This is a genomic window from Nannocystis exedens (assembly GCF_002343915.1).
Classification (GTDB): Bacteria; Myxococcota_A; Polyangia; order Nannocystales; family Nannocystaceae; genus Nannocystis; species Nannocystis exedens.
The window spans coordinates 418287-432079 of sequence record NZ_NETK01000001.1; the positions used below are offsets into that span (position 1 = coordinate 418287).

The 13793-nt window shown below is 73.1% G+C and carries 3 protein-coding genes; all 3 read right to left on the bottom strand.

Annotation, left to right across the window (positions count from 1 at the left end; translation table 11 throughout):
- Window positions 1-50 precede the first annotated feature (50 nt).
- The 3 genes from NAEX_RS49400 to NAEX_RS01575 all read right to left on the bottom strand — a co-directional run bounded on the left by NAEX_RS49400 (window position 51) and on the right by NAEX_RS01575 (window position 13783).
- Window positions 51-10742: a tetratricopeptide repeat protein gene (locus NAEX_RS49400; RefSeq protein ID WP_096325752.1), complete on the bottom strand. Its 10692-nt coding sequence runs from the start codon at window positions 10740-10742 to the stop codon at window positions 51-53.
- A gap of 151 nt (window positions 10743-10893) precedes the next feature.
- The gene (gene rlmB, locus NAEX_RS49405; protein ID WP_170135365.1) at window positions 10894-11526 is read right to left on the bottom strand and encodes a 23S rRNA (guanosine(2251)-2'-O)-methyltransferase RlmB; all 633 of its coding nucleotides are present in this window, start codon (window positions 11524-11526) and stop codon (window positions 10894-10896) included.
- A gap of 436 nt (window positions 11527-11962) precedes the next feature.
- A complete protein-coding gene (locus tag NAEX_RS01575) occupies window positions 11963-13783 on the bottom strand; it encodes an ABC transporter substrate-binding protein (protein WP_143141182.1) in 1821 nt (606 codons plus the stop codon).
- Window positions 13784-13793: the final 10 nt, after the last annotated feature.

A 13793-nucleotide genomic window follows, 5' to 3' on the forward strand; every position in this document is an offset into this window, starting at 1 on the left:
TGTTTAAAAAGACACGGGCGACGGGCGCGCGGCCCGTCGCCCGGCGGGGCTCAGGCGGACGCCTGGATCTCCCGGATCTTGTTGCCGAGCTCCGGGTGCTCCGGGTCCTCCTCGAGGCCGCGGCGCAGCATCGACAGCGCCTTCGACGTCTCCTTCAGCCCCAGGTGCGCGTTGGCGAGGCGGAGGTAGATGTCGCCGCGGCGGACCATGCCCGACTGGTCGACGTTCTGCAGCAGCATCGCGCGGGCCAGCTTGAGCGAGTCGTCCCACGCGTTCTGGTGGGCGTAGACGTCGGTGAGGAGCACCATCGTCTCGGCGTTGGTGGTGTCGATCTTGTAGGCGTCCTTGAGCTTGTCGAGGGCCGCCTTCATGTCCGGGGTCTCGCTGGCGAGGGCGATCCGGGCCATGCGCGTCAGGTAGTGCGCGAGCAGCTTGGTCTTCTTCGGCTGGGCCGAGGCGACCTGCACCAGCCAGGCGTACATGCCGCCGGCGTCCTCGAAGCGGCCGCTGACGAACAGCGCGTCGGCGATCCGGCGGTTGATCTCGACGTCGTCCTGGACGACCTCGTAGACCGGGGCCAGCGCGCGCAGGGCCTCCTCGACGTCGCCGACCTTCTCGACCAGCAGGTCGACGCGCTCGAGGATCAGCTTGCGCTGCTCCTCGCCGGTCGCATAGCTGGCCAGCAGCGCCAGCAGGTAGGCGACCTGCTCCCAGTAGCCCTCCTTGCGGCTGAGCTCGAGCAGCGTGCGGGCCGCCTCGATGTTGGCCGGGTGGAGGTGGAGCGCCATCTCGAGGTGCTCGCGCTGCTTCTCGGGCGTCTCGGCCAGCCGCGCCAGCCGCAGCTGCAGGTCGGCGCCGACGGTGCCTTGGGGCTGCAGGGCCGCCGCGCGCTGCAGCAGCTCCTGCATCGCCTCGTCGTTGCCCTGCTGCTCCTCGACCGCGGCCAGGGCCATCAGCGCCGGCACCGAGTTCGGGTCGGTCTGCAGCAGCTCGTTCAGCAGCTCGCGCGCCTTCTCGGCCTCGCCGAGGCGCTCCGAGTACAGCTCGGCCAGCCGCAGGCCGACCTCGCGCCGCTGGTCGACGCCGCCGACCTCGCGCAGGACCGCGAGGAACTGCTCGAGCAGCTCCGACAGGTCCTCCCACTTCTCGGCGCCCTCGTAGAGCCGCCACAGCGCGACCAGGCTCGGCGTGTGCCGCGGCGCTTCCAGCAGCAGCCGGCGGTGACGCTCGATCGCCTCGTCGACGTCGCCGAGCTTCTCCTCCGACAGCACCGCCATCTCCTCGAGCACCGGCACGCGCTGACCCGCCTGCAGCAGGTCGAGCTTGCGCTCGAGCACGTCGCGGACCTCGCGCCAGTTGCCGAGCCGGCGCTGCAGGTTCTCGAGCTCCTGCATCGCCTGCAGGTCGTCGGGCCGGGCCCCGAGCATGTCGTTGTAGATGGTGACCGCGTCGTCGACCTTGCCGACCTCGACCTGCAGGTGGGCCAGCTTGAGCCGCAGGTTGCGGCGCTCGTTCTCGTCGGCGGTGATCGTGATCCGCTGATCGAGGGCGCTGATCAGGCCGCCCGTGTCCTGCGTCACCTCGAGCAGCTGCAACAGCCGCGTCCAGGCCTGCTCGTGGCTCTGATCGAACTCGAGCAGCGCGCGCAGGTCGGCGATCGCCGTGATCGGCTCGGCCTGCGCCTCGGCGACGTTGGCCGCCTCCTGCAGCAGCGGGATCGACAGGTCGGGGTTGCTCGCCAGCCGCGCGTAGCGGACCAGCGCGTCGTGCAGCGTCGGCAGCTCGCCGGCCGCGCGCGAGGCCATGATCTGCAGCTCGAGCGCCTCGAGGTTGTCGGGGTTCTCGGCCAGCACCGGCGCCAGCGCCCGCAGGGCCGCGGTGTACTGGCGCAGGTCGCGGAGCAGGATCTTGGTCGTCTCGATGCAGAGCTGGCTGCACGAGCGCGACTCCTCGCGGGCGGCGTCGATCGCCCCGGCCATGAACTGCACCGCCTTGATCAGCAGCTGCTTGTTGGCGGCCAGCGCGACCACCCGCTCGATCGCCAGCGGGTGCGCCGCGTCGAGCTGCAGCAGGTTGCCCCACGCCTCGAGCGCCTCGTCCGGCGACCCGCCGCCCTCGTCGACCAGGCGGCCGAGGTTCTCGAGCGCGGCGGCGCGGTCGGCCCCGGTCGCGCTCTGCAGGCGCAGCCGCGCCAGCTTGGCCAGGCCCGGCCGGTTGCCGGCCAGGTGGTACGAGTTCTCGAGCGGCTCGATGAGCGTCGGCCCGATCTCGCCGCCGGTCTTCTGCAGGCGGTCGAGCACCCGCTCGAGCCCGGCCACCGCGCCGGCGAAGCCGGGTCGCTCGTCGAGCGCGTCGCGGTAGGCCTCGGTCGCGCCGGTGAGCTCGCCGGTGTCGAACTCGGCGTCGCCGAGCCGCACCAGGATGTCGGCGCGCCCGGCCTGGCCGAGCGCCAGCTTGGCCGACTCGCGCAGGGCCCGGGCCAGGAGGCGCTTCTCGCCGCCGGCGCGGGCCAGGCGCTCGATGTGGCGCGCGGTCGCCTCGTCGGCGATCCCGGCGTCGAGCATCGTCGCCAGCAGCCCGAGCGCGCGAGCGCGGTCGCCGAGGATCTCCTCGGCCACCCCGGCCGCGGCCTGGGCGATGAGCAGGCGCGCCGCCGGGTCGAGCGTCTCGACCGCGGCCCGCCGCGCCAGCGACTCGACGTGCTCCTCGGCCCTGTCCAAAAGGACAGACAGGCGGGCCGTGTACTCGAGGACAGGTCGCATCTCGTCGGCGGCGACGCGGTCGAGCAGCAGGTTGGAGGCCTCGAGGCTGCCCCGCGGATCGTTGAGCCGCTCGTAGCGGATCCGCGCCAGCTGGCGCAGCGCCTCGGCGGCCTCGGCCGGGTCCTCGGTCAGCTCGGAGCGGGCCTTGTAGACCTCGGCGAGGTCGGCCCAGCGCCCGATCTGCTCGAGCTGCGGGATGACCAGCGTCGACGCGGCGTCCGAGCTGGTCTTGTCGCGGACCAGCCGCATCAGGTCGGCGATCGCCTCCGGCTGGCCCGGCGTCACCTGGAACACCGACTCGTAGTGCGCCATCGCCCCGACGGCGTCGCCGAGCGGACCGATGTGCAGCCGCGCCACCTCGAGCAGCAGGCCGACCCGCCGCTCGCGGCTCGGCGCGATCGCGGCGCGCTCGAGCATCACGTCGCCGGCCTCGCGGTGGCGGTCCTGGGCCAGCAGCGCCTGGGCCAGCATCGCCAGCGCCTCGTCGTCCTCGGGCGCGTCGAGCAGCAGCTGCCGCAGCGTCTCGATCTCCGCCTCGCGGTCGGAGCGGGCCTCGCGGTGGATCCTGGCCAGCTCCTTGCGCAGGGAGGTGCGGACCGCCGGATCGTCGGCGGCGTCGATCTGACGGCCGATGACCGCGATCAGCAGGTCGTACGCGCCGCGGGCGGCGTACAGCCGGCGCAGGCGGTTCATCGCGTCGGTGCTGTTCGGCTCGATGTCGAGGATCCGCTGCCACACGCCCTCGGCCGCCTCCGGCTGGCCGAGGCCCTCCTCGACCAGGCGGGCCAGGCGGCGCAGCAGGACGATCCGGTCCTCGTCGTCCTCGGCGACGGCGACCCGCCGCTCGAGCACCCCGCGCAGGCCTTCGAAGTCGGCCAGCCCGGCCAGCGCCTCGTCGAGGAGCGCCAGCACCTCTGGCTGATCGGGCATGACCTCGAGGGCATGTCGCAAGGTACGGGCGGCGCCGTCGTTGTCGCCGATGTCGATGGCGATCTGCGCGGCCTGCAGCTCGAGCGCGACCCGGCGGTCGGCGTCGGACTGCAGCGTCTCGGCCTCGGCGGCCATCAACAGCGCCTGGCGCAGCTCGTCGAGCCAGCCGTGGGTGCGGGCGATCTGCTGGATCTCGGCGTCGAGCGACTCGAGCACCCCGGCCGGACCGGGCTCCGCCAGCGCGCGCGCCAGCGTGCGGAACGCGTACGCCTGGCCCTGATCGAGGCCGGCGTAGTAAGCCGCGATCTCGCGGTAGATCTGGTGGCGCTGCGCCGGGTCCTCCGTCTGCGTCAGCTGCCACTCGTCGACCGCGATCAGGCGCATGACGTTGCCGGTGGCCTCGTAGATCGGCCGCAGCACCCCGAAGATCCGCACGCGCTGGGCCTCGTGGGACTCGGCCATCCGCTCGAGCGTCCCGACCGCGCCGGCGTTGCCCGGCTGCTCGGTGAGCAGCAGCTCGACGGTGTCGAGCGCCGCGTCGACGCTGCCGAGCCGCTCCTCCTGCAGGTCGGCGATGTTGAGCAGCACCACCTCGCGCTCGCCGGGCGACTCGGTGCGGACCAGGCGCTCGCGCAGCAGCTCGATGAGGTCGTCCCAGCGCTCGCGCTGGGCGTAGACCTGCTCGAGCCGCGAGCGCGCCGCCTCGTGATCGGGCTGCGCCTCGAGCACGCGGCGGTAGGCGCGGATCGCCTGGTCCGCGTCGTCGAGGATCCCGAGCGACAGCTCGGCCAGGCGCTGCAGCACCTCGAGCTGCCGGCCCTCGTCGAGCGAGGTGTCGGCCTCGTGCCAGTACGCGACCGCCAGCTCGGGGTACATCTCGGCCTGCGTCAGCGCCACCTCGAGCGCCGGGAACACCGTGCGGTCGTCGGGGCGGGCCTCGATGAGCCGCTGGTACAGCGGCACCGCGCGGCGCGGCTGGCCGAGCGCGACCGACCACAGCTCGGCGGCCTCGCGCACGATCGCCAGCGTGTCGTCGCCCTCGTCGCCGGCGTTGTCGTCGGCGTACTTGGTGTAGAGCTGCGCCAGGTCCTCGACGCGGTTGAGCGCGTGGGCCAGGCGGTTCAGCAGCTCGCGCACGCTGCGGTCGGTCGGGTCCTCGGCGAACGCGCGGACGGCCGTGTTGAAGGCGCCCTCGAGGTTCTCGATCTGGTCCTCGTAGATCCGGGCGATCTTCAGGAGGATCGGGATCCGGGCCCGGGTGTCGTCGCCGGCCTCGAGCAGGCGCAGCTCCTGGATGTGGACCAGGCGCGGCCAATCGCCGACCGCGGTGAACACCGGCTCGAGCTGGGCGATGACCTGCGGCCGCAGGTCCTCGTCGGTCAGGTAGCGCTCGAGCTGCTCGGTGCCGACGACGTACTCGGGGTCGGCCTTGAGCGCCTCGGCGAACTGCCGCAGGCCCTCGCTGAGGTCGCCGAGCTGCTCGCGGTAGAGCTGGGCCAGGCGCAGGTGGGTGTCGACGAGCTCGCGCCCCGACAGGCCCTCGAGCCGCCGGCGCAGGAACTCGGCCAGGTCGCCCCAGCGCTCGGTCTTCTCGTACAGCGGCCCGAGCACCGCCTGCACCTCGTCGCTGCGCTGCGCCGACGCGGATGTCTTTTGGTACAGGTCGATCGCGTCCTCGAGGCGGTCGAGCTTGGTGCGGTACAGCTCGGCGGCGCGGATCAGGAACGCGTCGCGCACCAGGTCGCTGTCGCTGCGCTGGGCCCGGCGGACCAACAGCTCGGCCAGCGCGGTGTAGTCGTTCTCCTCGACCAGCACCTGCTCCAGCGCCTCCGCGGCGTGGATGTCGGCGGGGCTGGCCTCGAACAGGCGCTCGTAGGCGCGGCGGGCCGAGTCGTTGCGGCCGAGCAGGCGCGCGATGCGGCCGATCGAGCCGAGCATGCGGTGGGCGACCGCCGAGCTGCTGACATTGTCGACGTGCTGCAGGTACGCGTCGTGGACCGCCTCGTGGCGGCCGAGCTCGTTGCCGAGGCGATCGATGCGGTCGAGCACCTCGACGATCTCCTCCTGCTCGCCGGCCTCGGCCAGCGTCTCGACCAGCACCTCGAACGATCGCCCCGGATCGCTGAGCCGCTCCTCGTGGATGCGCGCGACCTGCAGCAGCGCGAGCATGCGGTTGCGCCCGGCCGGCTGGTGCCGGGCCTGCCGCTCCTCGAGGTCGAGCAGCGCGCGCCAGTTCTGCTCCGACTCGTAGAGCGGGTACAGCACCGCGATCACCCGATCGCGGATCTCGTCGCGCGAGAGGTACTCGGTCAAGGTCGCGCGGGCCCGCTGGTCGCGCGGGTCGAGGCGCAGCACCTCCTCGAGCAGCTCGGTGGCGTCGGCGTAGCGGCCGAGCTTGTCGCCGACGACCTCGGCGGCGCGGCCGAGCAGCTCGGCCTTGCGCTCGTCGTCGGTGGCGAGGGCGATCAGGCGGCGCAGGCCCTCCTCGGCGTCGGGCCAGCGCTCGAGGTCGATGTTGAGGCGGACGATCGCGTCGAGCGCGGCCTGCGTCTCCTTCGGCGCGACGGCGAGGTCGACGATCCACTGGAACGCCTCGATCGCCTGGTGCGGATCGCCGAGGTGGTCGCGCTGGATCTCGCCGACCTTGCGCCACAGGCGGGCCTGCTCGAACGGGTCGTCGGTGCTCATCACCCGCTGGCGGAGCACGCGACACAGCGCCTCCCACTCGCCGCCTTCGACGTAGATCCGCTCGAGGGCGTCGAGCGCCTGGAAGTTGCCCGGGTCGATGTCGAGGACCTCGACGTAGGTCGCCGCGGCGCCCTTCGAGTCCTCGAGCTTGTCGGCGTGCAGCTCGGCGATCTCGAGCAGGATCCGGACCTGCTCGGCGTCCTTGTCGACGTAGCGCAGCAGGCCGCGCAGGCCGTCGACCAGCGCCCTGGCGTCGCCGGCGGCGCGGTGCAGCCGCGTCAGCGCCAGCGTGGCCCGCTTGGCCAGGTCGGCGTCGGACGGCTCGAGCGCGAGCAGATCGGCGTAGGCCTTGCGCGCGCCGTCGCGGTCGTCGAGGTGGGCGTCGAGCACGACCGCGATCCGCGACAGCAGCTCGATCTTCGAGTTGTTGTCCGGGAGCTTGGCGAGCGCCTGCTGCCACACCTCGACCAGCTCGCGCTGCTTCTCGAGCTCGACGCCGAGGCGCTGCAGCTCGGTGCGGGCGTCGGCGCGGCGCGGGTCGAGCAGGTAGGCCTCGCGCACCGCCGCGAACGCGGACTCGGCGTCGCCGAGCTCGCTCTCCTGGATGCGGGCGATCTCGAGGAGGTGCGTGGTCGCGGCGTCGGTCGAGCCGAGCGCCTCGGCCTGGGCCCGGCGGACGCGCAGCACCCTCACCTGCGCGCCGTAGTCCTTGAGCGCGTCGTAGATCGGCTCGAGCAGGTTGGCGACCTGGAGCTGGACGTCGGGGTGGTCGAGCAGCCGCTCGAGCAGCTTGCGCGCGTGCTCGTGGTTCGGGTCGGCGGCGATGACCCCCTGCAGCAGGTCGACGGCGCCGTAGGCGTCGCTCAGCTTGTCCATGCGCAGGCCGGCGCGGCGGCTGGCCAGATCGTGGCGCTCGGCGTCGTTGTCGACGCGCTCGGCCCAGCGACCGAGCAGCTCCTCGAGCGCGTAGTGGTCGTCCTGACGCTCGCTGAACTCGTACATGCCGGCCAGCGTGGCCATCGCGCCGAGGTCCTCGGGCACGAGGTCGAGCAGCTCCTCGGCGGTGCGGGTCGCGACCTCGCGGTGATTCAGGACGTCGCGGGCGATGGCGATGATCTTCTCGAGCAGGCGCTTCTGCTCGCCGGCGTCGAAGATGATGTCGGCGCGCCGACGGTAGAGCTTCATCAGCTCCTCGTGCGCGCCGCGGCGGGTCAGCAGCTCGTCGAGCGCGTGGTAGGCGACCTCGTGGGTCTCGTCGCGGTCGAGCAGCTCGGCGAACGCCGCCTCGGCCTCGTCGTACTGCTGGAGGTCGTCGCGCAGCGCGACGGCGCGGGCCAGCAGCAGGTCCTTGTAGAGCGCCTGGTGCTCCTTCGACACCGGCCGCCCCTCGGCCTCGGCGGCCTCCTCGGCCCTGCGCATGTTCTGCAGGATCTGCCCGTACGCGCCGGCGACCAGGTCCATGCGCTGCAGCTCGCGGCCGGTCCGCTCGACCTCGCTGCGCAGCGCGGCGTCCTCGGGGTTCATCACGAACAGCTCGCGGCGGACGCGGAGCGCGTCGGCGCGGCGGCCCTCCATCTGGCTGTACAGCGCGGCGAGGCTGGCCAGCCCGGCCGCCCGCGTGGCGACGTCCGGCTCGGCCATGGTGATGACCTCCATCGCCTCGGCCTCGCGGCCGTGGTCGTGGATGCTGCGGTAGTACGGCAAGAGGCCGCGCATAATGGCGAGCGCGCTCGACGGGTCGAAGCGGCGCAGCACCTCGAGCGCGTCGATCGTCGGCAGGTGATCGGGCTCGACGTCGAGGATCTGCAGGAAGCCGGCGATCGCCTTCTGCGAGTTGAGCAGGCGGGTCGCGTGCAGCTGCGACAGCTCGAACAACACCGGGATCCGGTCGTTGCCGAGGTCGCCCGAGTCGAGCCGGCGCTGCAGCACCTCGGCCAGCTCGGCCCAGCGAGCGCGGGCGCGGTAGAGCCGGGTCAGCGCGTCGAGGGCCTCGTGGTCGCCGGGCGCGAGGGTCAGGATCTCGCGGTAGGTCTCGATCGCGGCGTCGAGGTCGCCGACCTTGTGCTCCTGCAGCGCGCCGACGCGGCGCAGCAGCGGCAGGCGCACGTTGTTCTCCTTGGTGACCGACAGCCGCGTGAGGAACACGCCGGCGAGGTCGGCCCAGCGCGACGTCGCGGTGTAGATCTCCTCGAGCGCCGCGTGGGCCACCTTGTTGGCCGGGTCGAGGTCGAGGATCTGGCGGAAGAACCGCTGCGCCTCGAGCGGCTCGCCGAGCCGCTCGCGGGCGATCGTCGCCAGCTTGTCGAGCAGCTCGAGCCGCTCGGCGTTGTCGCAGTCGGCCGCGGCGATCCGGCGCTCGTAGATCGCGCTCAGCTCGGCCCAGCCGTCGGCCCGCCCGGCCGCCGCCTCGAGGTTGGCGCGCAGCACCCCGTCGGTCGGCCGCAGCTCGTAAGCCCGCGCCGCCCACTGCATCGCCTGCTTCGGGTCGTTCAGCTTCTGCAGGGCGATGTCGCGCATCACCGCGATCAGCTCGAGGCGGTCGTCGTCGTCGGCCGCGCCGGCCAGCAGCACCTCGTAGGTCGCCACCATGCGGGTCCAGGCGCCCTGCTCGCGGTAGATCGGCAGCAGCTCGCGGGCCACCGCCAGGTCGTTCGGACGCAGCGCCAGCACCCGCTCGAGCGCCGTGAGCCCGCGCTCGGGCGCGTTCAAGCGGTCGCGCGCGAGGCCGGCGATCCGCTGGTACAGCGCGATCCGCCGCTCCTCGTCGGGCATCTGCTCGGCCGCGGCGTAGAGCACGTCGAGCACGTCGCCGAGGCGACCCTGCGCCTCGTAGAGGGCCACCAGATCGTCCCAGCGGCCGGCGGCGACGTAGGCCTCGCGCAGGGCGTTGCTGGCCTCGTGGTGGGTCGGGTCGAGGCGAGCGACCGCGGCCCAGGTCTCGATCGCGGCGTCGGGCTGCGCGAGCCGATCGGCCTGGAGATGAGCCAGACGGCCGAGCAGCTCGACCTTGCGCACCGGCGCCTCGGCGGCGTCGATCTGGCGGCGCAGGATCTCGGCCGCCTCGGCCCACCGGCCGTCGCGCTCGTAGAGGGCGATCAGGGCGACGAAGGCTTCCTCGACGTCGCCGTGCTGCGCGAGCACCTCGCGCCAGCCTGCGATCGCCTCTGCGCGGTCGTTCAGCTTCTCCTCGGCGATCCGGGCCAGCGCGATCCGGAGCTCGCAGGCCCGCTCGCCGCTGGCGCCGGCCAGCTCGTCCTTGCGCAGGTCGATGAGCGCGCGCCAGTCCTTGCGCAGCTCGTGGATCCGGGCCAGCGCGTCGCGGGTCTCGCGGTCGTCGGGCTGAAGCCGCAGCGCCTCGTGCAGCGACTCCATCCCCTTGCTGGCGTTGTCGAGCTGGTCGACCCAGATGCTCGAGATCCGGCGCAGCATGTCGACCTGGCGCGGGACGTCCTTCTCGGCCCGCGCGGCGTCCAGCAGGCGGTTATAGACGGTGAGCAGGTCGTTCCAGCGGCCCGACGCGCCGTAGGTGTCGGCCAGCGCCTTGATGGTGGCGGCGTGGCGGGGGTTGATGTCGAGGATCCGCTGCAGGGTCGCCAGCGCCATCGCGTCGAGGCGCAGCTGGTCGCGGTACAGCTCGGCGATCTCGAGCAGACGTGCGATCCGCTCCTCGCGGTTCTCGGGCCGGTCGGCGACGCGGTCGAACTCTTCCTTCAGCAGCTCGACCAGCGCCGTCCACTTCTGCCCCTCGCGGTACAGCCGCTCGAGCGCCTTGGCGGCCCGCGGGTCGTAGCCGTCCTCACGCAGCACCGAGCGCCAGACCTCGATCGCCCGGTCGATGCTGCCGAGCTTCTTCTCGGCGAGGTCGGCCATCTCGTGGGCGAGGGCGAAGCGCTGATCGGTGTCTTCCTTCTTCAGAGAGCGCCGCGCCTGCACCAGCACCTGCATGAGCTGGCTCGCGTCGGCGCCGGCCGAGAACATCTCGCGATAAAAGGCGAGGATCTGAGGATTGGCGGGCTCGTTGCGGCGGACCCGGCGGAAGTAAGGTTCGGCCTGGGTCGACTGGCCCGACAGCCGCCACACCACCACGCCCGCCAGCAGGGCCACGTCGTTGCCCGCGCCCTCGCGCGGGGCCTTCTGCGCCGCCAGCTTGGCGAACTCGACGACCTCCTCGTTGCTGGCGCCGTCGAGGATCATGCGGCCGACGACCTTCGCGGCGGCGTCCCCGGAGCCGGGGTCCTGCTTGGCCTCGGCGCGCGCCGCCGCCAGGTCGACCGATGCCAGCGACGCGGCGAGTTCACTGCGCCGTGCCGGGTCAGACGGATGGGTCAGGAACTGAAACAGGACGGAGCGGAGTTCGGACATAGAAAGCCTCAAGGGGCGACGCCCCGGGGGGGCGTCCGCCGTGCGAGCGGCATGCGAAGGCTGCCATAGGGTGGCGAAGATTTGCGGCCTCCGCTAGGTCCTAATCAAAGCCCCGCCGCGAAATCGCGGCGCGACTCGGACGCTCCCGGATTCACCCGCCGTCCCGCTCGATCGGGGTCTCGGCCGGAGCCGGCGTGCAGAGGGTAGCGAGCGCCACCGCGGCCGCAGCCGAGACGTTGAGCGACGCGACTCCGCCCGCACCCGGGATGGTCGCAAGAAAATCACAGGAGTCGCGAGTCAACCGGCGCAGGCCCGACCCCTCGCTGCCGAGCACGAGCACCAGCGTGTCCGGCATGCCGTCCGCGGCGAGCCGGCGCAGGTCCGCGCCGGCCTCGGCAACCGTGCCGACCACCCAGAAGCCGACCTCCTTCGCCCGCGCCAGCGCGCGCGCCAGGTTGGTCACCTGACACAGCGGCAACCTCTCGGTCGCCCCCGCCGACGCACGCACCACCGTCGGCGTCACCGCCACCGACCGGTCGCGCGCCCAGAACACCCCGCTCGCCCCGAAGAATTCGGCGCTCCGCACGATCGCCCCGAGGTTGTGCGGGTCCTGCACGCCGTCGAGCGCAACCAGTAGATGTTTCCGACCTTTAGGCGGCTCGGCTTCAAGTAATTCTTCAAGGTCCCAGGCGCGCGGCGGACGGGCGATCGCCACCACCCCGCGCGCCAGCTCCGGCGAGATCACCGCGGCGATCGCGTCCGGTGTACAGACATCGATCGCCACCCCGGGCGGGGCGTGACGCCGCAGCTCGAGCTCGTGCCCCGGCAGCGCGAGGATCCGTCGCACGCGCCCCGGCGCGCCGCGCAGCAGCTCGACCACGGCCCGCTCGCCCGGGACGAGGTAGTCGTCGCGACCGACCTGCGGACCTCGCCGGTCGGCCTCCGACCGCGGTCCCGGGCCTGGAGCCGACGGGCTCTGGGCCCGCGCTCCGGCTGCCTGTGGCTTCCCCGGCCGCGCGCCGGCCCCGTCGGGACGCGGACCGCGGCCCTGGGTCGCCGGAGGACGGGCGCCGTGGGAGCCGCGAGCAGGCTCGTCCGGGGCACCGCGACGACCCCGAGCCTCGTCGGAGCGCGGGCCCCGGCCGGGCTCGGCCGGCGCGCCGCGACGACCGCGTGGATCGTCGGGCCGCGGAGCCCCGTAGCGGCCTGAAGACGGCGCGTCAGCGGCCCTGGGGGCGCTCCGCGGGAGTGAGCGAGACGGCCGATTCGGTCGCGACAAAGCGACCGCTTTCTACCCTGAGGACGGCCGCCGCGGGAGGGGGCGCAGCCTCGGCGCCGCCCCACGCCTGGGCCACGGCGCGATAGACCAGCCACGCCTGGTCCGGCGGGCCCTCCCCCTCCATCGCCGTGTACGTTTCGGTGAAGCCGGCCGCCTCGGGCGTCTCCCAGCCCACCGGCGCGACCAGGACGCCCTCCAGCACCTCGTGACCGGCGCCGATCGCCTCGGGCGAGCAGCCCTCCGCGGTCGTCAGCACGGGCACGCCGGGCTGCTTGGGCCGCTCGATGACCACGCCGTCGCGGACGAGCTGGCGCACTACCAGCTCCACCCGTGCGAGCTGGTCGGGGATCAGCACCGCCGCCGACTTGAGGCTCGAGCGGATCGGGTCGAGGACCTTGCTGAAGCTCGTGGTGTTCGGCGGATAATAGATTGTTTTCAAAGACTTCACTCCCATCTTTGGAAGTGACTTCTCGAAGGCGGACACGGCGCGTTTGCCGTACGCGTTGTCGGGCGCGAGGATGACCGCCGTGGTGCGGTTCGCGCGGCCGACCGCTTGAGCCAGCGCGGCGGCGCGGGCCTCGATCGTGGGCGCGACGCCGACGACCTGACCTGCGCCCTCGCCCGGGACGACCAGCCGGGCCCGGCCGCCGTTGGCGGCGGCGACCTCCGCCGCGGCCTCGACGTTGCCGGGGCCGACCGGGCCGACCAGCACCGACGCGCCCGACGCAAGCAGCACTGCTGCGGCTTTCTTGGCCTCGGCGGGGCTCGACCCGGCGTCCTCCCAGGCGACCTGCAGGCTGCTGCCGGCCGGTCCGGCGAGCACGCGAACCGCCGCGGTGGCGGCCGCGAGCTGCACGTCGGCGAGCCCAGCGAACTTGCCGGAGCGCGGCAGGAGCAGCCCGATCCGCGGCGGCCCGCTCGTGCTCGCTACCTGACAGCCGCTGACCCACGCCGGAGCGCCCGCCGGCGCGCTCCGACCCGCGCGCACGAGCAGGCACTGCGCGGCCGGGGTCCCGGCGGCCTTGCGCGCGGCCTCCTCGAGCGCCGTCGCGTCGAGGCCCCGCCACTGCTCGCGCATGCGAGCCTCGGCGAGCGCGGCGGCGGCGCTACCGTCGGCCAGGACCTCGCGCCACTGCGCGTAGGCCAGCGCCGCGCCCGCTCGATCGCCGAGTCGCTCGCGCGCTCGCGCGGTCGCGGCGAGGAGATCTGGACCGCGGTCGCCCTTCGTGGCCGCGGCGATGGCCTGCAGGGCTGCTTGTGGATCCCCGACCTCGGCTTCGGCGAGCGCACGCGTGCGACCGAGGTCCTCGGCCAGCTCGCGCTCCGCCGGGGCGAGATCGATCCCCTGCGCGCGGACCTTCGACACGTCTTCGAGGCCGGCGCGCGCCGACGCCAGCGCCGCGGCGTAGTCACCGCGATCGAGGTTGGCGCCTGCTTTCAACTGTTGCGCGGCCAGGCGGAGGTTGAGCGGCGGATCGCGGGCGAGCAGACGATCGGCGGCTTCGACGACGGCGGGGCCGGACGGGTCCTTCTCGTGAGCGGCCTGCACGGCGTCCCACTCGCCCTGGAAGGCCGGGTCGACGCGGCCGGGATCGACGGTGCGCGTCGCCTCTCCCGCCGGACCGACGGCCTGCGATCCTCGACAGGCGCCGAGCACGGCCACCACCACCGCGGTGTGAAGGAGCGCTCGCCCGAGCGGGCCTGCGAGCAACTTGTGGGGGCCCGGCGCTCCCGGTCGCAATCGTGCGGGCAATCGGCTCATGGCTGGCGAG

Excerpts from the sequence above, each read along its gene's own strand:
- NAEX_RS49400 (WP_096325752.1), bottom strand. The coding sequence starts at position 10,742 with ATGTCCGAACTCCGCTCCGTCCTGTTTCAGTTCCTGACCCATCCGTCT.
- NAEX_RS01575 (WP_143141182.1), bottom strand. The coding sequence starts at position 13,783 with ATGAGCCGATTGCCCGCACGATTGCGACCGGGAGCGCCGGGCCCCCAC.